Source organism: Helicobacter pylori, from assembly GCF_900120335.1.
GTDB classification, from domain to species: Bacteria; Campylobacterota; Campylobacteria; order Campylobacterales; family Helicobacteraceae; genus Helicobacter; species Helicobacter pylori_BU.
Map to the genome: position 1 here is coordinate 388,920 of NZ_LT635477.1, position 23,445 is coordinate 412,364.

26 protein-coding genes, 1 tRNA gene and 1 pseudogene are annotated in these 23,445 nt (G+C 39.0%); 15 read left to right on the top strand and 13 right to left on the bottom strand.

Annotated features, from left to right (window positions below):
- The 3 genes from ftsH to CS889_RS01945 are packed head-to-tail and all read right to left on the bottom strand — an operon-like array spanning position 1 to position 3,284.
- The gene (gene ftsH / locus CS889_RS01935; protein ID WP_000805310.1) at positions 1-1,899 is read right to left on the bottom strand and encodes an ATP-dependent zinc metalloprotease FtsH; all 1,899 of its coding nucleotides are present in this window, start codon (positions 1,897-1,899) and stop codon (positions 1-3) included.
- A gap of 8 nt (positions 1,900-1,907) precedes the next feature.
- Positions 1,908-2,897: a 50S ribosomal protein L11 methyltransferase gene (gene prmA / locus CS889_RS01940; protein ID WP_172825148.1), complete on the bottom strand. Its 990-nt coding sequence runs from the start codon at positions 2,895-2,897 to the stop codon at positions 1,908-1,910.
- Positions 2,898-2,909: 12 nt separating this feature from the next.
- Positions 2,910-3,284 (bottom strand): chemotaxis response regulator CheY, encoded by a 375-nt coding sequence (locus CS889_RS01945; protein ID WP_000772146.1) that lies wholly within the window; start codon positions 3,282-3,284, stop codon positions 2,910-2,912.
- A gap of 253 nt (positions 3,285-3,537) precedes the next feature.
- On the opposite strand from CS889_RS01945, the gene CS889_RS01950 reads away from it, so the two are divergent.
- Positions 3,538-4,182, top strand: coding sequence for an outer membrane protein (locus CS889_RS01950; protein ID WP_000348862.1), 645 nt, complete (start codon positions 3,538-3,540; stop codon positions 4,180-4,182).
- A 15-nt stretch (positions 4,183-4,197) separates the two neighbouring features.
- Here CS889_RS01950 and CS889_RS01955 read toward each other — a convergent pair.
- From CS889_RS01955 to panB, 9 genes and pseudogenes are all read right to left on the bottom strand, one after another.
- Positions 4,198-4,285, bottom strand: a tRNA-Ser gene (locus CS889_RS01955).
- 42 nt (positions 4,286-4,327) lie between these two features.
- Positions 4,328-4,735 carry a hypothetical protein gene (locus tag CS889_RS01960; RefSeq protein WP_089086677.1) on the bottom strand — a complete coding sequence of 136 codons (408 nt, stop codon included), beginning with the start codon at positions 4,733-4,735 and terminating at the stop codon, positions 4,328-4,330.
- A gap of 2 nt (positions 4,736-4,737) precedes the next feature.
- Positions 4,738-4,979 (bottom strand): annotated as a pseudogene (locus CS889_RS01965) (PP0621 family protein).
- Positions 4,973-5,509, bottom strand: a complete 537-nt coding sequence (gene rsmG / locus CS889_RS01970; RefSeq protein WP_089086679.1) for a 16S rRNA (guanine(527)-N(7))-methyltransferase RsmG — start codon at positions 5,507-5,509, stop codon at positions 4,973-4,975. The pseudogene CS889_RS01965 and the gene rsmG overlap by 7 nt, the downstream one beginning before the upstream one ends.
- Complete coding sequence (gene queA / locus CS889_RS01975; protein WP_089086680.1) at positions 5,506-6,543, bottom strand: tRNA preQ1(34) S-adenosylmethionine ribosyltransferase-isomerase QueA; 1,038 nt, start codon at positions 6,541-6,543, stop codon at positions 5,506-5,508. The genes rsmG and queA overlap by 4 nt, the downstream gene beginning before the upstream one ends.
- Positions 6,544-7,293 (bottom strand): twin-arginine translocase subunit TatC, encoded by a 750-nt coding sequence (gene tatC / locus CS889_RS01980; protein WP_000461189.1) that lies wholly within the window; start codon positions 7,291-7,293, stop codon positions 6,544-6,546. It lies immediately after the preceding gene.
- Entirely contained in the window at positions 7,286-7,738 is a 453-nt protein-coding gene (gene tatB / locus CS889_RS01985; protein ID WP_089086681.1) for a Sec-independent protein translocase protein TatB, read from the bottom strand. Before tatB ends, tatC begins: the two co-directional genes overlap by 8 nt.
- Positions 7,739-7,805: 67 nt before the next feature.
- Positions 7,806-8,816, bottom strand: coding sequence for a Holliday junction branch migration DNA helicase RuvB (gene ruvB, locus CS889_RS01990; RefSeq protein ID WP_089086682.1), 1,011 nt, complete (start codon positions 8,814-8,816; stop codon positions 7,806-7,808).
- Entirely contained in the window at positions 8,817-9,629 is an 813-nt protein-coding gene (panB, locus tag CS889_RS01995) for a 3-methyl-2-oxobutanoate hydroxymethyltransferase (RefSeq protein WP_089086683.1), read from the bottom strand.
- A gap of 148 nt (positions 9,630-9,777) precedes the next feature.
- Here panB and CS889_RS02000 point away from each other — a divergent pair, with 148 nt between their 5' ends.
- From CS889_RS02000 to hsrA, 14 genes are all read left to right on the top strand, one after another.
- Positions 9,778-10,500, top strand: a complete 723-nt coding sequence (locus CS889_RS02000) for a hypothetical protein (RefSeq protein WP_000523326.1) — start codon at positions 9,778-9,780, stop codon at positions 10,498-10,500.
- A complete protein-coding gene (locus tag CS889_RS02005; protein ID WP_099167458.1) occupies positions 10,490-11,347 on the top strand; it encodes an outer membrane beta-barrel protein in 858 nt (285 codons plus the stop codon). The genes CS889_RS02000 and CS889_RS02005 overlap by 11 nt, the downstream gene beginning before the upstream one ends.
- Before the next feature lie 11 nt (positions 11,348-11,358).
- A complete protein-coding gene (locus CS889_RS02010; RefSeq protein WP_089086685.1) occupies positions 11,359-12,300 on the top strand; it encodes an outer membrane protein in 942 nt (313 codons plus the stop codon).
- 9 nt (positions 12,301-12,309) lie between these two features.
- Entirely contained in the window at positions 12,310-13,632 is a 1,323-nt protein-coding gene (locus CS889_RS02015; RefSeq protein WP_172825093.1) for a M23 family metallopeptidase, read from the top strand.
- A gap of 2 nt (positions 13,633-13,634) precedes the next feature.
- Entirely contained in the window at positions 13,635-14,219 is a 585-nt protein-coding gene (gene minC / locus CS889_RS02020; RefSeq protein WP_001980012.1) for a septum site-determining protein MinC, read from the top strand.
- Entirely contained in the window at positions 14,216-15,103 is an 888-nt protein-coding gene (gene lpxC, locus CS889_RS02025; RefSeq protein WP_089086687.1) for a UDP-3-O-acyl-N-acetylglucosamine deacetylase, read from the top strand. Before minC ends, lpxC begins: the two co-directional genes overlap by 4 nt.
- Positions 15,104-15,124: 21 nt before the next feature.
- The gene (locus CS889_RS02030; protein ID WP_172825094.1) at positions 15,125-15,622 is read left to right on the top strand and encodes a tRNA threonylcarbamoyladenosine biosynthesis protein TsaB; all 498 of its coding nucleotides are present in this window, start codon (positions 15,125-15,127) and stop codon (positions 15,620-15,622) included.
- Positions 15,623-15,675: 53 nt separating this feature from the next.
- The gene (gene thrB, locus CS889_RS02035; RefSeq protein ID WP_089086688.1) at positions 15,676-16,557 is read left to right on the top strand and encodes a homoserine kinase; all 882 of its coding nucleotides are present in this window, start codon (positions 15,676-15,678) and stop codon (positions 16,555-16,557) included.
- A complete protein-coding gene (locus CS889_RS02040; RefSeq protein WP_172825095.1) occupies positions 16,544-16,798 on the top strand; it encodes a DUF448 domain-containing protein in 255 nt (84 codons plus the stop codon). The genes thrB and CS889_RS02040 overlap by 14 nt, the downstream gene beginning before the upstream one ends.
- The gene (gene infB / locus CS889_RS02045; RefSeq protein WP_089086690.1) at positions 16,795-19,644 is read left to right on the top strand and encodes a translation initiation factor IF-2; all 2,850 of its coding nucleotides are present in this window, start codon (positions 16,795-16,797) and stop codon (positions 19,642-19,644) included. The genes CS889_RS02040 and infB overlap by 4 nt, the downstream gene beginning before the upstream one ends.
- The gene (gene rbfA / locus CS889_RS02050; protein ID WP_000991163.1) at positions 19,644-19,979 is read left to right on the top strand and encodes a 30S ribosome-binding factor RbfA; all 336 of its coding nucleotides are present in this window, start codon (positions 19,644-19,646) and stop codon (positions 19,977-19,979) included. The genes infB and rbfA overlap by 1 nt, the downstream gene beginning before the upstream one ends.
- Entirely contained in the window at positions 19,972-20,412 is a 441-nt protein-coding gene (locus CS889_RS02055; RefSeq protein WP_000166673.1) for a ribosome maturation factor RimP, read from the top strand. The genes rbfA and CS889_RS02055 overlap by 8 nt, the downstream gene beginning before the upstream one ends.
- 155 nt (positions 20,413-20,567) lie before the next feature.
- A complete protein-coding gene (locus CS889_RS02060) occupies positions 20,568-21,680 on the top strand; it encodes a metallophosphoesterase (RefSeq protein WP_089086691.1) in 1,113 nt (370 codons plus the stop codon).
- A 352-nt stretch (positions 21,681-22,032) separates the two neighbouring features.
- Entirely contained in the window at positions 22,033-22,704 is a 672-nt protein-coding gene (hsrA, locus tag CS889_RS02065) for a response regulator-like transcription factor HsrA (protein WP_001264984.1), read from the top strand.
- Between the two features lie 191 nt (positions 22,705-22,895).
- On the opposite strand, the gene CS889_RS08635 is transcribed toward hsrA, so the two are convergent.
- Entirely contained in the window at positions 22,896-23,159 is a 264-nt protein-coding gene (locus CS889_RS08635; RefSeq protein ID WP_089086692.1) for a hypothetical protein, read from the bottom strand.
- Between the last annotated feature and the right edge of the window lie 286 nt (positions 23,160-23,445).

The window sequence follows — 23,445 nt, forward strand, 5'->3', positions numbered from 1 at the left end:
TTAACTCGCTTGCTCTTCTAAAGGGATCAAACGGCTTTCTAAATTGTTGGCGACTTCGTATTCGCTGATGATTTCACGCACCCTTTCGCCTGTAATGACTTCTTTGTCAAACAATTCTTTGACCATGATTTCAATCGCCTCTCTGTAGTCGCTTAAGGTTTGTTTGACATGCTGATAGCGTTCTTCTAGCAGGTTTTTAATGAAAAGATCCATTTCTTCTGCGGTTTTTTCGCTAAATTCCCTACTGCTCCCATAACCGCCTCCTAAAAAGGCGTTCCGTTGCTTTTCTAACACCATAAGCCCGCTGACACTGCTCATGCCGTAGTAACTCACCATGCCTTTAATAATATCAGTCGCTCTTTCTAAATCGTTGCTCGCACCGGTAGAAATTTCTTCCAAAAAGACTTCTTCAGCCGCCCTCCCGCCTAAAAGCACATCAATTTCAGCGATGAGTTCATGCTTTTGCATCAAGTATTTGTTTTCTTCAGGCGTGTTAAGGGTGTAGCCTAAAGCCGCCATGCCCCTTGGAATGATAGAGACTTTATTCACCCTAGCGCTCCCTTTAGTCATTTCAGAAATCACGGCATGCCCGCTTTCGTGGTAGGCGACGATTTTCTTTTCTTTAGGACTGATACGCCTGCTTTTCTTTTCTAGCCCTGCAATCCCTCTTTCAACCGCTTCTTTTAAATGCTGTTGTTTGACTTCTTTTTGGTTGTTTCGTCCCGCTAAAAGCGCGGCTTCATTGATGATATTCGCTAAATCCGCCCCCGCAAGCCCTGCGGTGAGTTTGGCGACTTCTTGCAAATTCACATCATTAGCGAGTTTCACGCCTTTAATATGCACTTTTAAGATTTCTACCCTGCCATTAAAATCAGGCTTATCCACTAAAACCTGCCTGTCAAAGCGCCCTGGACGCATTAAAGCCGGATCCAAGATTTCAGGGCGGTTCGTTGCGGCTAAGACAATCACAGGCGCGTTTTCGCTCCCAAAACCATCCATTTCGGCTAAGAGCTGGTTTAGGGTTTGCTCTCTTTCATCATTCCCACTTATCATGCCTCCAGCCGCTCTGCTCTTGCCTATGGCATCAATTTCATCAATAAAAATGATGCTAGGGGCTTGTTTTTTAGCGGTTTCAAACAGATCCCTAACCCTGCTTGCCCCTAAGCCCACAAACATTTCAATGAAACTGCTCCCTCCCATAGAGAAAAACGGCACATGCGCTTCGCCAGCCACCGCCTTTGCTAAAAGGGTTTTACCGGTTCCTGGAGGCCCTACTAACAGCACGCCTTTAGGGATTTTAGCCCCTAAATTGGCGTATCGTTCGGGGTATTTTAAGAAATCCACGATTTCTACCACCTCTTCTTTGGCTTCTTCATTGCCTGCCATGTCATTAAAACGCACATTGGGTTTTTCAGCGTTAATGAGTTTTTTCGCACTCCCCATGCCAAAAATACCCCCACCCATATTTTTTTGCATGCGGTTTGCCATAAACATCCATAGCCCTAAAATCACTAAAATAGGCATGAGCCACCCTAACATGTCGGTAAAAAAGTTAGACTCGCTAAAACCAGAATAATTGATTTTTTTCTCGTCTAACAAAGGCACTAAGGTTAGATCAGGCACTCGTTTAGCGATATAAATCACACGATTGTTGCCCTCTTTGTGGCTGGCTTTGATCAAAGTTTGACCGATACTCACATTTTCCACTTCATTATTGCTGATGAGCTGTTTGATTTCATGGTAGCTCACATTTTTAGTGCTAGAAGCTAAGAAATTGTCCGAAAAACTGCCATCAGAATTGAAAGAGCGTAGAAAAAAAATGAGTAAAATCCCTCCAAGAACCGCAAGGACAATGGGACTTTGAAAAAAAGGTTTTTTAGGTTCGTTCGTTGGTTTCATTATAATCCTTAATTTATTGATTGTTTTTTAAGCAATTTTAGAGCGACCCATTCGTTACGCTGTCGTTGCTCTAAAACCTCAAATCCATTATAATAGATCTGTAAAACAGAGTTTAAATGGGTTTCTAAAATCCCTGATAAAATAAGAGTGTGGTTACAAAGCCGCACAAATTCACTATACAAACTCTTAATCACATCAGCGACAAGGTTCGCCACAATGATATCAAAACGCCCTTCAATTTTTTGCGTAGATCCATAAATGACTTTATCTTGCGCTAATAGGGGTATTTGATTTAAGCTAAAATTTTTTAGGGTTTCTTCAACGGCTAAACTATCCGTATCGCAAGCTACTAAAGCGCTAACGCCTTGTTTTTTTAAGGCGATGCTTAAAATCCCGCTCCCACAACCCACATCTAAAGCGTTTTTGTGCTTTAAATCAAGATCAGAGAGCAATTCCAAACACATAGAAGTGCTTTCATGATGGCCTGATCCAAAGGCCAAAGCCGGATCGATCATTATGCAATCGTCTATAGCGGTATGGCTTGGTTTTTGGTGCCAGCTAGGGTGTATGTAAAATTTGGCGCATCGCACCGGTAAAACAGCTTGTTTGTAGGCTTCTAGCCAGTCTTTTGAAGCCAAATTGCGCGAAAGGTAGAAAAAATCAAACTCGCTTTGCAAGTTTTGCTTTAAATTCAAACAAAACGCTTTTAACGCCGGAAAAAGCGAATCGCTCAAATTTTTTTCAGAGCGTAAAATAACGAAATTCTTGAGATGCGGGGGTTTTTCTTTTAAATTTTCTTTTAAATCTTTCTTTAAGGAGTCATGAGTGGCGAAATAACGCCAACTGGATTGGCTTATAAATTCAATGGTTTCTTTATCGTCAAACGCTTTTAAATTTTCTAAGCTTGATTCTTCTAAGGCTAGGTGTGTGGTGTCTAAAAGAAAGCTCTCAAAAAGCTCTCGCTCCTTAGGGAAGATAAAGAAAAACTCATAATACATTGATTCTAACACTCAATCGTTCGTCCCTAAAACAACCTCTAATTTTTCTTTCAAAACTTGGGGGGTAAAAGGTTTCACAATGTAGTTATTCACGCCCGCTTTTAAAGCCGTAATGACCTCAGCTTTACCGCCCTCTGTGGTGATCATAATGATAGGGATTTCTTTAAATCGGTTATCTGCACGCACCTTTTTAACGAGATCCAACCCGTTCATTTCAGGCATGTTCCAATCCGTAATAAGCACCTTAGTGTCCGCATTAGCGTCTAGTTTTTCCCAAGCTTCCACCCCATGCTCAGCTTCTAAAACGTCTTCATAGCCTAAGCGTGAAAGTGTATTTTTAATAATTCTTCTCATAGTTGAGCTATCATCTACTACCAGTAGTTTCAAAGCACTTCTCCTTTTAAGATTGCATTTAAATTAGGCTCTTTTTAAACAGCCAAAGCGTCCTAAACGCCTTATAATAATAAATCGTTCCAAATAATAGCATGTTTTGATTAAAATTACCTTGACCGACAATAATCATTGACTAAATGGAGCGTTCAATGAGCGTTCTCATTTGTAAAAAAATTCAGTTTGTTTGCTATCATAATAGTTCAAAAATAATAAGACACCCCTAACTTTTGAGCGTGATAAAGGGTCATTGGATGGTTTGAAAAAAGAAAGACAAGGATTTTACAAGCAAGTGCATTATTTAAGAATTTTAATACTGAGTATGAGTTTTTTAAATATTTTAAATGCTGAAAATTTGAGTTACATGTCTTCTTCTTATCAAATAGGCACGGTGTTTATGCGCCCTTTAAACACCAACAAGCTTTTACAAGGGGCTTCAATCCTTCAAGGCTATGAAGTGAATCCTAAAAACGACTGGGCGTATTCTAGGTACTATTTCTTTATAGATTATGGTAATGTGCTTTTCAATAACGATTCCACTTTGCAAGCGAACATGTTCACTTATGGGGTGGGAGGGGATTTTATGGTCGCTTACGCTAAAAACCCTATCAACCGCTGGGCTTTTTTCTTTGGCTTGCAACTAGCGGCTAACACATGGATACTCAATAATAAGGTCAAAGATTTGGTGGTGAATACTTGGGATTCATTGAAAGATTTCAATTTTCACAACACTTATTTTAGGGCTATCGGGAAATTTGGGGTGCAGTTTCGCACGATTGTTTTGTATCATAAGGTGGATGTGGAAATTGGCATGAAAATCTTTTTAACGCCTGAAAGGCGCAGCTTGTTTGAAAGGAGTTTTTTGTTTTTTGTTTCGCACTCGTGGCATTTTTAAGTGGCATTTTTAAAATGGCGGAGAGAGAGGGATTCGAACCCTCGAAGGCTTGCACCTTACACGCGTTCCAGGCGTGCTCCTTCAACCACTCGGACATCTCCCCTTAAAAAGGGCTTATTATAACTAAGATTTGTTTAAAAAGGGCTTATTTTAAAAGGAGTGAATCTTTAGAAATGACGCCATCTATTTGATTTTTAGCGCAAATTTCCCACGACTCTGTATCGTTTAAATCCATAGAAAACAAGATTTTGCTATCTAATAAGTAATTAGTGGCGTGTTGTTGGGCGAGTATGGCTTGCTTAATATCCTTAAAAATACAATAGAGCGGTTTGAAAGCGTTGAATAAAAAAAACAAGTCCGTCTCTATCTTGTGCGATAAAAAGATCACGCTAAAATGGACGCCATTTTCACAGCAGTATTGGGCTAATTCCAAATTTTTTGGGTTTGCTTCAAAACACACTATATCGTTATTGGCGCCGGAATGAATGCCATCGGTGTTTTTAATGAAAACAAAACGATCGCTAGGGATTAAAGGGTGTCCTAAAATAAGCATGTTTACCTCTTATTCTTCAAACAGGTTTCACTGCAATAGGCTACCGCTCCGCTATAAATAGCGTCTTTGCTAGAGACATAGGTTTGGCATTTAGAGCATACAATCATGTGATCTTCTAATTCTTTGGGGTTTGTTGCGTGTAAGAGTGGTTGTCTCTGTGGTCGTTTTTGTGGGGTTTTTGCCTCAAAAACAAACGCCATAAAACCCACACAATAATGAGTAGGGGGATTAAAATTCTTAACATAAACTTTCCTTTGATTTGTAAAAATAAATGCGCTTTTGATGCATAAAGCATTCAGTGGTTTTACAAGCGATTTCATTCTTTAACTGCTCGCCTTTATAGAATAAAAAATACCCCTTATCTTTTAGGAATCGTTGGCTTTTTTCTATCAAAAAAGAAGAGCTAGCGACCGCTCTAGAAGTGATTAAATCCACTTGTAAAAGATTTTGATAATCTTCTAAACGCTTTTTAATGATTTCAATGTTTTTTAAAGGCAAAACGCTTTTAAGGTAGTTTAAAAAAGCCGCTCTTTTTATCCTTGGCTCTAAAAGAATGAATTGCACTTCAGGTTTTTCAAGGGCTAAAGGGATAGCAGGAAGTCCCGCCCCGCTCCCAATATCCAAGCAGCTTTTAAAATCTTTGACAAATTCTAAGGGCTTTAGAGCGTCTGTGATCTGGGGTTCTAACTCGCTTAAATTCCTCGCACCGCTCAAGTTGTGCGTTTGATTCCATTCTAAAAGGATGCGTGCGTAATCTTGCAATAAGGGGTTCATAAAATCAGCATCCCATCGCCATAAGAATAAAAACGATACTTCTTTTCTATGGCTATTTTGTAGATTTCTTTGGTTTTTTCTAAGCCTATCATCGCGCTTACAAGCATTAAAAGGCTTGATTTGGGCAAATGGAAATTAGTGAGCAAATAATTGACATGCTGAATAGGATTAGCAAGATGCAAGAATATATCGCATTCAAACGCCTCTTGATTAGGGTTTTTTAAACGCTTAAAGTATTCCACACTCCTTAAAGCGGTCGTGCCGATGCATAAAATCTCTTGGGATTCTTGCAAAATTTCTTGGCTCTTTTTAGGAATATGCAAAACTTCTGTATGGATTTGATGCTCTCTAATGTCCTTAGTTTCTACGCTAAGAAAAGTCCCAGCCCCCACATGCAAGGTCAAAAAAGCGTGCTTGAAATCTTTCAATAATTTTTCTAAGGCGTTTTGAGAAAAATGCAATGACGCCGTAGGGGCAGCCACCGCGCCAATGTGTTTAGCGAACACGCTCTGGTATTCATGCGCATCCAAACTCTCATCGGCTCTTTTAATATAAGGGGGTAAGGGCATATGCCCGTATTGCTCTAAAAGTTTTAAGATATTTTCTTGATTTAAGGGGGTTTGATTGTTATAAAAAGCGATCAAGCGCTGGCCGTTATGAAGCAATTCCAAAATTTCAGCGTAATAATTTGCATCAAAAAAAATCTTATCCCCCGCTTTGATCTTGCCCTTGATTTGAGTCAGGGCAGTATTGCTTTTAAAAAAGCGGTGGAAAAACACTTCAGTCGTTTTTGATGGCAAAAAGGCATGCTTAGATCCAAAAAGCCTGGCTTTCATCACTTTAGTGTCGTTCAACACCACAAGGGCGTTTTTAGGGAAAAAATCTAAAACATGCTCAAAAGTGGTGTGCGTGATTGTTTGCGAACGCCTTTCATAAACGAGCAATTTAGCCTTTTCTTTGGGCAAAACGGGGTAGTTTGCGATCAATTCCTTAGGCAAATGATAATCATAGCTTTCTAAATCAAATTCTTTCAACTACGACTCGCTCTTTGTATGCTCTTTGGCGTCATTTTCGTGATCGCTTTCGTCGTCTTTAGGAGCCGGATTGACCATTTTGGCGATTAAAATAGAAAGCCCATAAAGCCCCACTAAGGGTAACGCCATAAAGATTTGACTCACCACATCAGGGGGAGTGATAATGGCTGCTACAATAAAAATCACTACAATAGCGTATTTGAAATACGCTTTCAAGCTCGCATCGGTAATCAAGCCCACTTTGGCTAAAAAATACGCTAAAACAGGCAGTTCAAACGCCACGCCAAAGCCTAAAATCAAGCGTGTGAAAAAGCTCACGTAACTGGACGCAGAAATATTAGCCGCAAACACATCGCTCCCAAAAGTGGCCAAGTATTCAATAATGAAAGGAAACACCACATAATAAGAAAACGCCGCCCCAATTAAAAACATGCCGCTCCCAAAAAACACAAAAGGCAAAATCACTTTTTTTTCATTTTTATAAAGCCCTGGAGCGATAAAAAGCCACAATTGCCAAAAAATAATGGGCATGGAAATGACGATAGCGGCTGAAAAACTGATTTTAACCGCCACCATGACCCCTTCAATAGGGGAGAGCTGAATGAGCGTGCCTTTATAAGAATTTTTAACAAATTCAAAAATATTTTTCCAAAAATGAAAACACCCCAAAAACGCCACTAAAATCGTTCCCACAGAAACCATCAAACGCTTTCTTAATTCCTGTAAATGCGGTTTTAAATCTTCAAACATGCTCTTTTTCTTTGTCGTGTTCTTTGGCGTTGTTATCGGTTGTTGATTGGACTTCTTTAAGAGGTTCATCGCTTGAAATTTCTTTATTGGAGTGGTTAGGGGGTGCGTTGTTTTCTAGGCTTTGTTTGTAATCTTGCATCAAATCCTGAATGCTTTTAATCTCATTTTCTGCAGTTATTTTAGCGTCTTCTAATTCTTCAATCTTAACGCCTTTAAGACTCTCCACTTTATTTTCAAAGAGTTTTTGATACTCTAGGGTTTCTTTTTTGATTTCTTCAATATTGATTTCTTTATCTAAAGTGTCCTTGGCGTCATTGAGCGTTTTTTTAACCGCGCGAAAAAATTTCACCACATCCACGACAGCCTGAGGGAATTTTTCTGGCCCTAAAAAAATAATCGCTACAATCAACACCACAAGGATTTCAAAAAAGCCCATGCCAAACATAATGATCTACTTTCACACCCTTTAAAATTTTATCGTTATTGTAGTGTAATTTTCTTTCTAAACAAGATTAAAATAAAGTTTGGGGGTTTAAAGTAGAGATTTTTAAAAGCGCGTGGGTTTTAGGCGTGGCGATTCTGCCTTTAGCCGTGCGCTCTAAATAACCATTAGCGAGCAAAAAAGGCTCAATCACATCTTCAATCGTGCCTTCATCTTCTCTCATAGACGCCGCAATCGTGTTCAAACCCACCGGCCTTCCTTGAGCGTTGGCTAACAAAGATAAATACGCCAAATCCGCTTCATCAAAGCCCAATTCATTCACGCCCAATTCATTCAAGGCATGTAAAGTGATGTTTAAATCCATTAAGCTTGAATTTTTAACGAGCGCAAAATCGCGCACCCTTTTTAAAAGCCTTAAAGCGATCCTTGGCGTGCCTCTACTCCTTTTAGCGATTTCATCAGCGCTTTCTTCTTTGATGTCCTGGTTGAGTTTAACGGCGGCTTTTTTGATGATAAGGGCTAGTTCGCTAGGGCTATAAAATTGCATCCTAAAACTCATGCCAAATCTGTCTCTTAAGGGGTTAGAGAGCATTCCGGCTCTAGTGGTAGCGCCAATGAGGGTGAAGGGAGGTAAATCAATCTTAATGGTTTGAGCGGCTGGGCCTGAGCCTATGATAATATCCAGCCTGAAATCTTCCATCGCCGGGTATAAAACCTCTTCAATCGCCGGGCTAAGCCGGTGGATTTCATCAATAAAAAGAATGTCTTTAGCTTGCAAGTTAGTCAAAATGGCGGCTAAATCACCGCTTTTTTCTATCATGGGAGCGGCGGTGATTTTGATATTGGTTTCCATTTCTTTAGCGATGATATGGCTGATTGAAGTTTTACCCAAACCGGGCGGGCCAAAAAAGAGCATGTGATCCAAACTCTCTTGGCGTTTTTTAGCCGCGCAAATAGAAATTTGCAAGTTGCTTTTAATCTTTTCTTGACCGATAAAATCTTCCCAAAGATTAGGGCGCAAACTCACTTCTTGAGAGGTTTCAAAATCCAAAGTTTCTAAATTGACTATCCGTTCTTTCATTTAATGATAACTTTCTAACTCGTTAGGGAAGTTTCCCTTTTTCACATCATCAGCGTATTGTCGAATCGCATTTTGAATCAATTCTTTCCCTTTAAGGTATTCTCGCACGAATTTAGGCTTAAAACTATCAAAAAAGCCTAACATATCGCTCCACACTAAAATCTGCCCATCGCAATCCTTGCCGCTCCCTATGCCGATCGTGGGGATTTTGATTTTTTGCGTGATCGTTTGAGCGATAGGGGTGGTTATGCCCTCTAAAACCAATAAACCCACTCCAGCTTCTTCTAAACTCAACGCGTCTTCTAAAAGCTTTTTTTGTTGCTCTTCATTTTTGCCCTTAATCTTATAGCCTCCATCAAGACGCACGAATTGGGGCATCAAGCCAATATGCCCTACCACAATAATACCCTCATTAGTGAGCGTTTTAACCAGTTTCGCTTTTTCTTTCCCCCCCTCTAGTTTGATCGCGCTCGCTTGGGTTTCTTTATAAACTCTAATGGCGTTTTTTAGGGCTGTTTTTTCATCTTTATAGCTTCCAAAAGGCATGTCTGTGATGATAAAAGGAGTCTTAGCGCCCGCGCATACGGCTTTAGTGTGATAGAGCATCATTTTCACACTCGCGCTTAAAGTGTCGTTTTGATTGAAAAAACTCATATTCAAACTATCGCCCACTAAAATCACATCCACTAGCGGATCAAATATTTGAGCGAATAGCGCATCATAAGCGGTAATGGCGATGATTTTTTCTTGATTTTTTTTAGCTTGGAGGTGACTAAGGGTGATTTTTTTAATTGGGGCGGTTTGCATGCTCATTAAAAATCCTAAGTGTTAAATATAGTGGCATTGTAGCATGACTTTATTGGGGTGGGTAAAAATTTTACTCCGTTTTAACCGGTCATTTTAATTATTTTAGTATAATTGGAAGAAGCTTTTAACAAACAATTCAAGGGATTTGGCGATTTTGGGTCTTAAAAAACGAGCTATTTTATGGTCTTTAATGGGATTTTGTGCAGGATTGAGCGCGCTTGATTATGACACCCTAGACCCCAAATACTACAAATATATCAAGTATTATAAAGCCTATGAAGACAAAGAAGTTGAAGAATTAATCAGAGATTTAAAGAGGGCGAACGCTAAAAGCGGGCTTATTTTAGGGATCAATACCGGGTTTTTTTATAACCATGAAATCATGGTCAAAACCAATAGCTCCAGTATCACCGGGAATATTTTAAATTATCTGTTTGCCTATGGCTTGCGTTTTGGCTATCAAACCTTCAGGCCGTCGTTTTTTGCACGCTTGGTTAAGCCCAATATTATTGGCAGGCGTATCTATATTCAATATTATGGAGGGGCTCCTAAAAAAGCGGGCTTTGGGAGCGTGGGGTTTCAATCGGTCATGCTGAATGGGGATTTTTTATTAGACTTTCCTTTGCCTTTTGTGGGGAAATACCTTTATATGGGAGGGTATATGGGTTTAGGCTTGGGGGTTGTGGCGCATGGGGTGAATTATACGGCGGAATGGGGGATGTCTTTTAACGCAGGATTGGCTCTAACGGTATTAGAAAAAAACCGCATTGAATTTGAATTTAAAATTTTGAATAATTTCCCTTTTTTGCAATCTAATTCTTCAAAAGAGACTTGGTGGGGAGCTATAGCAAGCATTGGGTATCAATATGTGTTCTAAAAAAATAAGAAATCTCATTTTATGCTTTGGTTTTATTTTAAGCTTGCACGCTGAAGAGAATATCGCCAAAGAAAACATGACTGAAACGAACATGACTGAAGAAAACACCCCTAAAGACGCTCCCATTCTTTTGGAAGAAAAACGCGCCCAAACGCTAGAGTTTAAAGAAGAAAAGGGGATTGCAAAAAAGATTGACGAAAAAAGCCTGCTTGAAGAGATCCATAAGAAAAAACGCCAGCTTTACATGCTCAAAGGGGAATTGCATGAAAAGAATGAATCCATCTTATTCCAACAAATGGCTAAAAATAAGAGCGGTTTTTTTATAGGTGTAATCCTTGGCGATATAGGGATTAACGCTAATCCTTATGAGAAGTTTGAACTTTTAAGCAATATTCAGGCTTCTCCTTTGTTGTATGGCTTAAGGAGCGGGTATCAAAAGTATTTCGCTAACGGGATTAGCGCCTTACGCTTTTATGGGGAATATTTAGGGGGGGCGATGAAAGGGTTTAAAAGCGATTCTTTGGCTTCTTATCAAACTGCAAGCTTGAATATTGATCTATTGATGGATAAGCCTATTGACAAAGAAAAAAGGTTTGCGTTAGGGATATTTGGAGGCGTTGGAGTGGGGTGGAATGGGATGTATCAAAATTTAAAAGAGATTAAAGGGTATTCACAGCCTAACGCCTTTGGGTTGGTGTTAAATTTAGGGGTGAGCATGACGCTCAACCTCAAACACCGCTTTGAATTAGCCCTAAAAATGCCTCCCTTAAAAGAAACTTCGCAAACCTTTTTATATTATTTTAAAAGCACTAATATTTATTATATTAGTTACAACTATTTATTGTAAAGGCTCAAGGGTTGAGACTCAAATACTGGTTAGTTTATCTGGCGTTCATTATAGGACTTCAAGCGACAGATTATGACAATTTAGAAGAAGAAAACCAACAATTAGACGAAAAAATAAACAATTTAAAGCAACAGCTTACCGAAAAAGGGGTTTCACCCAAAGAGATGGATAAGGATAAGTTTGAAGAAGAATATTTAGAGCGAACTTACCCAAAGATTTCTTCAAAGAAAAGAAAAAAGTTGCTCAAATCTTTTTCCATAGCCGATGATAAGAGTGGGGTGTTTTTAGGGGGTGGGTATGCTTATGGGGAACTTAACTTGTCTTATCAAGGGGAGATGTTAGACCGATATGGTGCAAATGCCCCTAGCGCGTTTAAAAACAATATCAATATTAACGCTCCTGTTTCTATGATTAGCGTTAAATTTGGGTATCAAAAATACTTCGTGCCTTATTTTGGGACACGATTTTATGGGGATTTGTTGATTGGGGGAGGGGCGTTAAAAGAGAACGCGCTCAAGCAGTCTGTAGGCTCGTTTTTTTATGTTTTAGGGGCTATGAATACCGATTTATTGTTTGACATGCCTTTAGATTTTAAGACTAAAAAGCACTTTTTAGGCGTTTATGCGGGTTTTGGGATAGGGCTTATGCTTTATCAAGACAAGCCTAATCAAAACGGGAGGAATTTGGTGGTGGGGGGCTATTCAAGCCCTAATTTTTTATGGAAATCTTTGATTGAAGTGGATTACACTTTTAATGTGGGCGTGAGTTTAACGCTTTATAGGAAACACCGCTTAGAGATTGGCACCAAATTACCGATTAGCTATTTGAGGATGGGAGTAGAAGAGGGAGCGGTTTATCAAAATAAAGAAAATGATGAACGATTGTTGATTTCAGCTAACAACCAGTTCAAACGATCCAGTTTTTTATTAGTGAATTATGCGTTCATTTTTTGAGGCTTGATCTTGGGGTTAGGGTTTAAAATTTTAGCGTTAGTCGTTTTAATTTTGGGGGGTTATTTGATTTTTAACGCCTTTATCACAAAACCCAGAGCTTTAAGTTTTAGTTTAAAGAGCGAAGAAAATGCGCTTAACGACAACAATGAAGCGCTTTTTTGGGATTTGAAAAAACCTATTAAGGTTAAAATAGTAGCCCCAAAGGGCATCAAACGCTATGAGATAAAAGTAACCACAAAAGACAATTTGATCTTATATGAAAAAGAAAGTCTGGTATTGGATAAACCCAAGTCTTTAGAAGTGCCTTTGATCAAGCCTGAAATCATGGGGTTAGAAGACAAGTGCCTTTTGTATGAAATTCAAGCTAATGATTGGAGCTATGCTAATTTTTTCAATGGCAATAAGGCGTCTTTCAAACAAGAAGTGTGCATTGATACGATAAAACCCTCAATCACGATTTTATCTCGTTCCCCAAGCATCGCTTATGGAGGGAGTGCGATAGTCATCTTTGAAGCTTTGGATAAGAATTTGTCTCAAGCGTTTGTGCGCGTCAAAAAAAAGGATTTTAAGGCGTTCAGGTTTTTAGAATTCAAGCAGCGTAATGTTTTTATCGCTCTAGTGCCTTGGTCTTATGAGAATAAGGATTTTAAGGCGTTCATTGTCGCTAAAGATAAAGCTTATAACTCTAATACCACCCCTTTATTGTTCAAGCGAAAAACCCATCGTTTGAGGGAAAGGGATATAGACTTAAACGCCTTAAAAGATAAGATTGCAAAGCAAGAAAAATTTCAAAATCACACTGAGCAAACTTTATTAGAAATGTTTTCCAACACGTGCTTAAAAGATTTAGAAAAAATCCAAAAGATCGCTTTAGATCAAGGGGATTTTTATAAGGATTTTTCCCATTTTCAAGCGCTAAAACCCTTGAATGGGCCTTTTAAAATGACAAGCAATTTTTTAGAAAATCGGCGGTTTTTAAAGGACAATCAGGTGTGGTTTAAATTCTTGCATTTAGGGGTGGATTTGATACCCAGTAAGGATTTATCTTTAGCGTTTGATCCATCGGTAAAGAGGGTTTTTAAGGGGGAATTAGATTTTTATGGTAATAGTTTGATCAATTGCTATGGGCTGGGTTTGTGCGTTTTTTTAGCTTATTTAAAAGATGATGAAAGCGTAGGGAGTAGTGGTTTGAAATTAGGGAGCGGGTTGCATTTAGGGATGCTTTTGCAAGGGGTTTTTGTCCGGCCCAATGAATGGCTTAATGAGCAATGGATAAAAACCAATATCACCACCCCCATAGAGCAAGCCAAACGGCTTTTAATGAAAGGATAGTCATGTTAAAAACCAATCAAAAAAACGTGCATGCGTTTGAAATTGAAAAGCAAGAGCCTGAAGCAGTCATGGAATTTTTAGAAAAAAACCATGCCCTTTTGCAATATTTTCTTATTATATTTAAATACGATATTGAACCAGAAGTCAAAGCCGTTTTGCACAAACACCAGCTTTTATTTTTAGAAACGAATCGTGCTTTAAACGGGCGTTATATCAAAACCACAGAAAAAGACGCTAACCTTTTAAAGCAAAATAACCCTAATGCGATAGAACCCAAGACAACGATTTATGAGCGTAATATCAGGAGCGGGGAAGAGATTTATAGCGCTAACCACCTTATTTTTTTGGGTAATATCCACAATGGGGCGAAGATCATTTCAGAAGGTTCTGTGTCAGTTTATGGGGTTTGCGAAGGGGCGATTGCGTGTTTTGGAGAGTATTTGATCTTAAAAGAAGTCAAGAGCGCTCAAATCGTTTTTCAAAATCAAATTTTGTCTCTAAAAGAGGTTGAACGGCTTTTGGTAAATAAAAATATTAAAATAATCACTAAAAATGACGATATACTAGACATAAAGGAAGTATTATGAAACAAACAACCATTAACCACTCTGTAGAATTAGTAGGGATAGGCTTACACAAGGGTGTTCCTGTGAAGCTTGTTTTAGAGCCGTTAGAAGAAAATCAAGGCATTGTTTTTTACCGCTCTGATTTGGGCGTGAAGCTCCCCTTAAAACCTGAAAACATCGTGGATACCAAAATGGCAACCGTGTTGGGTAAAGATAACGCTAGGATTTCTACGATTGAGCATTTGCTTTCAGCTGTCCATGCGTATGGCATTGACAATCTTAAAATCTCTGTGGATAACGAAGAAATCCCTATCATGGATGGGAGTGCTTTGACTTATTGCATGCTTTTAGATGAAGCAGGGATTAAGGAATTAGACGCTCCTAAAAAGGTGATGGAAATCAAGCAGGTCGTTGAGGTTAGAGAGGGCGATAAGTTTGTTAAAATTGAGCCAGACAGCCAGCTTTCTTTGAATTTCACGATTGATTTTAACCATCCGGTTATCGCTAAGCAGACTCATCATTTCGTCTTTAGTAAAACCGCTTACAAAGAGCAAGTCGCTAAAGCTCGTACCTTTGGGTTTTTGCAAGAAGTGAATTACTTGCGATCCATTGGTTTGGCTAAAGGGGGGAGCTTGAATAATTGCATCGTGCTGGATGAAAACAGCATTTTGAATAAAGAGGGTTTGAGGTGCGAGAAGGAATTCGTGTGCCACAAGATTTTAGACGCTATAGGGGATCTAATGGTCTTAGGCATGCCTGTGATGGGCAAATACACTTCTTTTTCAGGCAGCCATAAGCTCAATTCCATGTTGGTTAAAGCCATTTTAGCAGACGCTAAAAATTATGAAGTTTTGATCGCTTCAGATCCAGCCAAAGAATTTGCGTTGCAAAAGGCTTTCGCTTAATCCTAAATTAGGGTTTATTTTTTGGAATTGGATTTAGCGCTTATCTCTTTAGGCGAGAGAGTCTTGCTTGGGGTGTATCAAAACAATTTTTTATACGCTTCTTACACTTCCAAACTAAAAACAAGCGAAGCTTTAGTGGGAGTTTTTTCACAATTATTTGAAGATTTTAAAAACCCCACCATTTACCCCACGATCTACTCTAATTTACCGGCGATTAAAGGGGTTTATTACGCTAAAGGGCCAGGCAGTTTCACTAGTTTAAAACTCACGCATGTTTTCTTACACACTTTGGCTTTAATTCATGGCTTTGAACTTTATTCAACCACAGGCTTTGATTTTAACGACAACACACCCATTTTGGCGTATGCCAATAAATACTTTGTTTCAAAAGAAAGGGAAAGCCTGACCGATTTTAAAGATTTGAAAATTGCGCCAAAAGGTTTCATGTTGCCCCCCTTTTTAGAGAAAGATAAATTCACCCAATTGAACACGCCGTTTTACATTTTGCCTCCTATTTAGTGTATAATGCTAGTTTTAAAAATGAAAGGGTATCAAAAATAGGGGTTTAAAATTTGGTAGTGAGTGTTCCTGCAACGAGTGCGAATTTAGGTCCCGGTTTTGATTGCTTGGGTTTGAGTTTGAATTTACGCAATCGTTTTTTTATTGAGCCTAGTAATATCCATGCGGTGAAATTGGTTGGGGAGGGTGAGGGGATTCCTAAGTTTTTAACCAACAATATTTTCACTAAAGTGTTTTATGAGATTTTAAAAAAGCATGGGAATGACGGCTCGTTTAAATTTTTATTGCATAATAAAGTCCCTATTACAAGGGGCATGGGGTCTAGCTCAGCGATGATTGTGGGGGCGGTTGCTTCAGCGTTTGCGTTTTTAGGGTTTCCTTTTGATAGAGAAAATATTCTTAATACCGCTTTAATTTATGAAGACCACCCGGATAATATCACTCCGGCGGTGTTTGGGGGGTATAATGCAGCGTTTGTGGAAAAAAAGAAAGTGATAAGTTTAAAAACCAAAATCCCTTCTTTTTTAAAAGCGGTGATGGTGATCCCTAATAGGGCCATTTCTACCAAGCAATCGCGCCATCTCTTGCCCAAGCGTTACAGCGTGCAAGAAAGCGTGTTTAACCTTTCGCATGCGAGCTTGATGACCATGGCGATTGCGCAAGGGAAGTGGGATTTATTGCGTTGTTGTGCTAAAGACAGGATGCATCAATATAAGCGCATGCAAACTTATCCCGTGTTGTTTGCGATCCAAAAGCTCGCTTTAGAAAATAACGCCTTAATGAGCACGCTTTCAGGGAGTGGTTCGTCGTTTTTTAACATGTGTTATGAAGAAGACGCCCCTAAATTAAAGCAGGTTTTGAGCAAGAAATTCCCTAAATTTAGGGTAGCGGTTTTAGATTTTGATAATGATGGAGTCCTTATTGAGAAAGACTGAAATTAAAATCCGCATGTGCGTGGCGTGCAGAATGCGCCAACCTCAAAAGGGTTTGTTGCGTTTGAAAAGTTTTGAAAATCAAATTGTGGAGTTTGACGGGAAGGGTCGTAGTTTTTATGTGTGTGAAAATTGTTTGAAAAATGGAGAAAAAAAGTTGTTGAAAGCGGTTTTAAAAATAAAGAACGCCCCAAAAGATACCAAAAATATCATTACTTGGATTAAGGAGAGAAGCATAGCATGAGCGAGATGGTTGATTTAAAAAAATTTGTAATTGAGCTTGGTAAGACCCAAAAAGAGCTCAAAAATATAATCGAGCAAGCCAAAGACATTGGTTTAGAGCTTAAAACAAATTCTAAAATGACCCCAGAGCAAGCCGGTAAGCTATACAAATACATTGTGGAGGGCATTAAAGAACAAATACAAGCCAATCAACCCGCTAAAAATCTTGAACAAGACAATAAAGATGATTTGAATACAGTCGCAACGCCTAAGCCACTTGCTAAAAAGGCTTCCAAAACGCCTAAAAAAGAAGAAACAAAAAGCCAGCCAAAGCCCAAAAAAACTAAAGAAAAGAAAAAAGAAGCTCCTGCACCTATTATCAAAAAGAAAGGAATAGAGATTGTCAACACTTTTGAAAACCAAATACCCCTTGTAGAAAACACCCCTAAAGCGGTTAGCCACTCTCAAATAGAAAAAGCCAAGCAAAAGCTCCAAGAAATTCAAAAAAGCCGAGAAGCCCTAAACAAGCTCACCCAAAGCAACACCAATACCACTAACAACGCTAACAGCGCTAGTAATGTTAGCAACGCTAAAAAAGAAATCAGCGAAGTTAAAAAGCTAGAGCAAGAGATCAAACGCCATGAAAACATTAAAAGACGCACGGGTTTTAGGGTGATTAAACGCAACGATGAAAATGAAAATGAAACTGAAAACAGCGTAACAGAAAGCAAAAAACCCACTCAAAGTGCGGCGGCTATTTTTGAAGACATTAAAAAAGAATGGCAAGAAAAAGACAAGCAAGAGACTAAAAAAACTAAAAAACCGAGTAAGCCCAAAGCCACCCCCACCGCCAAAAACAACAAATCCCATAAAATTGATTTTAGCGATGTAAGGGATTTTAAGGGCAATGATATTTATGATGATGAAACCGATGAAATCTTATTGTTTGATTTGCATGAACAAGATAACCTCAATAAGGAAGAAGAAGAAAAAGAAGCGCGCCAAAATATCAACGACAGGGTGCGCGTCCAAAGGAAAAACCCTTGGATGAATGAAGGCGGGATTAAACGACAATCCAAGAAAAAGCGTGCATTCCGTAACGATAACAGCCAAAAAGTGATCCAAAGCGCGATTGCAATCCCTGAAGAAGTGCGCGTCTATGAATTCGCGCAAAAAGCGAATTTGAATTTAGCCGATGTGATTAAAACCCTCTTCAATTTAGGGCTTATGGTAACTAAAAACGACTTTTTGGATAAGGATAGCATAGAGATTTTAGCCGAAGAGTTTCATTTAGAAATTTCTGTTCAAAACACCTTAGAAGAATTTGAAGTAGAAGAGGTGTTAGAGGGCGTGAAAAAAGAGCGCCCGCCTGTGGTGACTATCATGGGGCATGTGGATCATGGTAAAACTTCACTACTGGATAAAATCCGTGATAAAAGAGTCGCTCACACTGAAGCTGGGGGGATCACTCAGCACATTGGCGCTTACATGGTAGAAAAGAATAACAAATGGGTGTCTTTCATTGACACCCCAGGGCATGAAGCCTTTAGCCAGATGCGTAATCGTGGGGCTCAAGTTACAGATATTGCAGTGATTGTGATAGCGGCTGATGATGGCGTGAAGCAACAGACTATTGAAGCTTTAGAGCATGCGAAGGCGGCTAATGTGCCTGTGATTTTTGCGATGAATAAAATGGATAAGCCTAACGTGAATCCGGACAAACTCAAAGCCGAATGCGCTGAGCTTGGTTATAATCCTGTGGATTGGGGCGGAGAGCATGAGTTCATCCCTGTTTCGGCTAAAACGGGCGATGGCATTGACAATTTATTAGAAACCATTCTCATTCAAGCGGATATTATGGAATTAAAAGCCATAGAAGAGGGCAGCGCTAGAGCGGTTGTTTTAGAAGGGAGCGTGGAAAAAGGGCGTGGGGCAGTAGCCACGGTGATTGTCCAAAGCGGGACTTTGAGCGTGGGGGATAGTTTTTTTGCCGAAACGGCGTTTGGTAAAGTAAGAACCATGACTGACGATCAAGGCAAGAGCATTCAAAATTTAAAACCCTCTATGGTGGCTCTCATCACAGGCTTGAGCGAAGTGCCGCCTGCGGGATCTGTTTTAATAGGGGTAGAAAACGATTCCATCGCGCGTTTGCAGGCTCAAAAGAGGGCGACTTATTTACGCCAAAAAGCCTTGAGTAAAAGCACTAAAGTGTCTTTTGATGAGCTTTCAGAAATGGTCGCTAATAAGGAATTAAAAAACATTCCTGTAGTCATTAAAGCGGATACGCAAGGAAGCCTAGAAGCCATTAAAAACAGCTTGTTAGAGCTTAATAACGAAGAAGTGGCGATCCAAGTGATCCACTCAGGGGTGGGGGGCATTACTGAGAATGATTTGAGCCTAGTTTCTAGCAGTGAGCATGCCGTGATTTTAGGCTTTAATATCCGCCCCACCGGTAATGTGAAAAATAAGGCTAAAGAATACAATGTGAGCATTAAAACTTACACGGTGATTTATGCCTTGATTGAAGAAATGCGTTCGCTGTTATTAGGCTTGATGAGTCCTATTATTGAAGAAGAGCATACCGGACAAGCGGAAGTGAGGGAAACCTTTAATATCCCTAAAGTAGGCACGATAGCCGGTTGTGTGGTGAGCGATGGGGTGATCGCTCGTGGCATTAAGGCGCGTTTGATTAGGGATGGCGTGGTGATTCATACCGGCGAAATCCTTTCTTTGAAACGCTTTAAAGACGATGTGAAAGAAGTTTCTAAGGGATATGAGTGCGGGATCATGCTAGAAAATTATAATGAGATTAAAGTGGGCGATGTGTTTGAAACCTATAAAGAAATCCATAAAAAAAGAACCCTCTAATGAACGCCCATAAAGAACGCTTAGAATCCAATCTTTTAGAATTATTACAAGAAGCTTTAGCGAGCTTGAATGATGGCGAGTTGAATTCTTTAAGCGTTACTAAGGTGGAATGCTCTAAAGGGAAGCACCACGCTTACGTGTTTGTGCTTTCATCAGATCATAAAATCCTTTCTAAACTAAAAAAAGCTGAGGGCTTGATCAGGCAATTTGTTTTGCAAGCGAGCGGGTGGTTTAAATGCCCAAAACTCAGTTTTGTTTTAGACAATAGTTTAGAAAAGCAGCTCCGCCTAGACGCCATATTCAATGAAATCGCTAAAGGGAAAGATAATGACTAAAAGAATAGAAGAGAAAATAGAGGGCGTGATTGAAAGTTTGGGATACTTGCTTTATGATGTGAGCTTGGTTAAAGAAAACGAGCAGCATGTTTTAAGGGTGAGCCTTAAAAACCCTAATGGGGCGGTTAGCTTGGATATTTGCCAACAAGTGAGTGAGGTGATTTCGCCCCTATTAGATGTGTGCGATTTTATTCAAGACGCTTATACTTTAGAAGTGAGCTCTATGGGGTTAGAAAGAACGCTTAAAACCCCTAAACACTTCAAGCTTTCTTTAGGCGAAAAAGTGGAAGTCAAACTCATCAATAAAGAAAGCTTTCAGGCTGTCCTTAAAGACGCTAACGATTTGAGCGCGGATTTTGAATTAGAGGATCACGCTATTAAAAATGTGGAGTATAAGGATTTAAAAAAGGTTAAAACGCTTTTTGAGTGGTGAGATTATTTTTTGAATGTTGAAAATGGTATTAGTTATAAGAATAAGTTGAAAAAACTACTGAGAATGATGAGACGTTAAATAGGATATTAGCCCTAAGGGGGTATTAGCGTTAATATGCTAATATAGCTAAACATTATGACTATAAAAAGGGTGATATGCTGATTTCCATAGCGTTTTTATTGGTTTTATGTCTTTTGAATTATAGTTCTTTTAGGATGTTAAAATCGTTTTTAACCTTAAAGAAAATCTCTCAATACGCTTATTTGGGGCTTTTCATCCTTTTGAGCGCAGGCGAGGCGGCTTTTGCTTTTTATAGAAATACCATGCCTAGCCATTTGTTTGTTTTGACTTCAGCGTGTTCGTTTGTGTCCTTTATTGTGTTTATTTTTTCTTTAAGTTTTTACGGGTTTTCTTACTCCATAGAAAAAATAGATTTCTTACCTTCAAGGCGTAAAGGTTTAAAAAACTTTTTAAGAATAGGGTTTTATCTGGCGTTGTTAGGGTATTTTTGGCGCGGGTTTTATGAAGGGTTGGCCCGCCCTAAAATCAAAGAAACCCCTATTTATTTGGATAAGCTAGACAAGGAATTAAAGGTTATTTTACTCACAGACATGCATGTGGGGAGTTTGTTGCAAAAAGATTTTGTCAATTACATTGTAGAAGAAGTCAATCAGCAAAAAGTGGATATGGTGCTGATTGGGGGGGATTTAGTGGATGAAAACATTGAAAAAGTCAAATCCTTTTTACTGCCTTTAAACAACCTTAAAAGCACGCATGGCACTTTTTATGTGCCAGGAAACCATGAGTATTATCATGGCATAGAGCCGATTTTATCGTTTCTTAACACGCTTGATATGACGATTTTAGGGAATGAATGCGTGCATTTAGGGGGGATCAATTTGTGCGGTGTGTATGATTATTTCGCACGAAAGCGTCAAAATTTTGCCCCCAATATTGATGAAGCGTTAAAAAAGCGTGATAGTAGTAAGCCCACGATCCTTTTAGCCCACCAGCCTAAACAAATTAGAAGCGTCAAAGAAAGCCACTCTATAGATCTAGTGCTTTCAGGGCATACCCATGCAGGGCAAATCTTTCCCTTTAGCCTTTTAGTCAAGTTAGCGCAAACTTATTTATATGGTTTATACAAGCACAGCGACACCACTCAAATTTACGTGAGCAGTGGGGCAGGGTATTGGGGCGTTCCTTTAAGGTTTTTAGCCCCTAGCGAGATCGCATGCCTTAGGCTTTTACCTAAAAATCAAGCTTAGTCAAACAAAATCTTAATCGTAATCAAGCGGTCAAAAAAGGATTAAAACAAGGGGTTAAAAGCAACCGCCAAGACAAAGGGAAAGGAGGGGGAGGTGACCCTTCAATCTTAAGCGGTGCCAACCAAACCATAAGGAATGGTTGGATTGTAATTATACAATAAAATGGTGATTTTTAGCAAATGATTTTAAAAATTATCCATAAAAAACGCTTAAAGGCATTTTTTACAACCAACAACCAAACACAAAAGAGCTTGATCTTAACTAAAGCTTTTATTAAAATTTTCTTAAACTAATTTAAATTTATGATATAATCAGTGTTCGAATTACTCTTAAATGCAGGAGTCCATACACCATGCGCGTTCTACTGATTGAAAAAAATTCTGTTTTAGGTGGAGAAATTGAAAAGGGCTTAAATGTTAAAGGCTTTATGGCTGATGTAACAGAGAGTTTAGAGGATGGGGAATACCTTATGGATATTAGGAATTACGACTTAGTTATGGTTAGCGATAAAAACGCTTTAAGTTTTGTTTCTAGAATCAAGGAGAAACATTCTTCTATTGTTGTTTTAGTTTCTTCTGATAACCCTACAAGCGAAGAAGAAGTCCATGCGTTTGAGCAAGGCGCGGACGATTATATCGCCAAGCCTTACCGCAGCATTAAAGCTTTAGTCGCAAGGATTGAGGCTCGTTTGAGATTTTGGGGCTCTAATGTGATTGAAATTGGGGATTTGACCATTAGCCCTGATGAAGAAAAGATTATTTACAAGGGGCGTGAAGTTGAGGTTAAAGGGAAGCCCTTTGAAGTACTGACCCATCTTGCCAGGCATAGGGATCAAATCGTCTCCAAAGAACAGCTTTTAGACGCTATTTGGGAAGAGCCTGAAATGGTTACCCCTAATGTGATTGAAGTGGCTATCAATCAAATCCGCCAAAAAATGGATAAACCCTTGGGGATTTCCACGGTTGAAACCGTAAGGCGCAGAGGCTATCGTTTTTGTTACCCCAAACCGGCGTGTGAAGAATAAACTTCGTAATTTTTTGCCAAAAAATGCGATTGGTTGTCATGGGGTGGAGTGGGTGTGAGATCATTGATAATATTTTAATAACGATAGCAATAATATCATATTATGTTTGGTTGGGTGGTATGATTATTTTATCTGTAGTTGGATTAGTGAGGTATTTTGGTTAAAAAACACTCAAATAAATTCATATCAACTCATGGATTTAAATATCCATCAAAATACAAAAATATAAGATTTGGCTCTGTTTTCATTGGATATTGACAAAGTCTTATTTTTGTGGGATTTTTATGGGACACAAGAAAAATACACAAAGAAAACGCTGGCAAGATTTTAAGCTTGTGCTGAAATTTTAGTGTAGTGGCGTTGCGAGAACCATTAAAACTATGATGACTAATCGTTTCATAGTTGGTCATCTCGTTTTTAAGATAACCACCCGCTATTGCCCCAAACCCTAACATGCTCCAAATACCCGCAACACAAAAACAATAAAATAGAGGGATAACTTAAACCACTATTGGTTGCGATTACGGATTAAAAAACCTAAAAATACTAAAAAAGCGTTTTTTACAATCAAATTATTAAAAGGGCTTGATTTTAACCAAGCGATAGTTTTTTAAGCGGTCTTTTGGGGGTTAGGGGGTTTGTAGGGGAATATAGGGGAATAGTTTTTAAAATACCCCTTATTCCCTTAAAGGAATGAGTTTATACAAAATGATAGAATGAAAATTTTTAAACCTTATCAAA

Bases quoted from the DNA above. Each gene is read 5' to 3' on its own strand.
- CS889_RS02060 (WP_089086691.1), top strand. From the start codon at position 20,568: ATGCTGATTTCCATAGCGTTTTTATTGGTTTTATGTCTTTTGAATTAT.
- tatC (WP_000461189.1), bottom strand. From the start codon at position 7,293: ATGTTTGAAGATTTAAAACCGCATTTACAGGAATTAAGAAAGCGTTTG.
- minC (WP_001980012.1), top strand. From the start codon at position 13,635: ATGTTAAAAACCAATCAAAAAAACGTGCATGCGTTTGAAATTGAAAAG.
- panB (WP_089086683.1), bottom strand. From the start codon at position 9,629: ATGAGCATGCAAACCGCCCCAATTAAAAAAATCACCCTTAGTCACCTC.
- hsrA (WP_001264984.1), top strand. From the start codon at position 22,033: ATGCGCGTTCTACTGATTGAAAAAAATTCTGTTTTAGGTGGAGAAATT.
- rbfA (WP_000991163.1), top strand. From the start codon at position 19,644: ATGAACGCCCATAAAGAACGCTTAGAATCCAATCTTTTAGAATTATTA.
- ftsH (WP_000805310.1), bottom strand. From the start codon at position 1,899: ATGAAACCAACGAACGAACCTAAAAAACCTTTTTTTCAAAGTCCCATT.
- tatB (WP_089086681.1), bottom strand. From the start codon at position 7,738: ATGTTTGGCATGGGCTTTTTTGAAATCCTTGTGGTGTTGATTGTAGCG.
- CS889_RS02055 (WP_000166673.1), top strand. From the start codon at position 19,972: ATGACTAAAAGAATAGAAGAGAAAATAGAGGGCGTGATTGAAAGTTTG.
- prmA (WP_172825148.1), bottom strand. From the start codon at position 2,897: ATGTATTATGAGTTTTTCTTTATCTTCCCTAAGGAGCGAGAGCTTTTT.
- CS889_RS08635 (WP_089086692.1), bottom strand. From the start codon at position 23,159: ATGTTAGGGTTTGGGGCAATAGCGGGTGGTTATCTTAAAAACGAGATG.
- CS889_RS01960 (WP_089086677.1), bottom strand. From the start codon at position 4,735: ATGCTTATTTTAGGACACCCTTTAATCCCTAGCGATCGTTTTGTTTTC.
- rsmG (WP_089086679.1), bottom strand. From the start codon at position 5,509: ATGAACCCCTTATTGCAAGATTACGCACGCATCCTTTTAGAATGGAAT.
- ruvB (WP_089086682.1), bottom strand. From the start codon at position 8,816: ATGAAAGAACGGATAGTCAATTTAGAAACTTTGGATTTTGAAACCTCT.
- lpxC (WP_089086687.1), top strand. From the start codon at position 14,216: ATGAAACAAACAACCATTAACCACTCTGTAGAATTAGTAGGGATAGGC.
- CS889_RS02005 (WP_099167458.1), top strand. From the start codon at position 10,490: ATGTGTTCTAAAAAAATAAGAAATCTCATTTTATGCTTTGGTTTTATT.
- infB (WP_089086690.1), top strand. From the start codon at position 16,795: ATGAGCGAGATGGTTGATTTAAAAAAATTTGTAATTGAGCTTGGTAAG.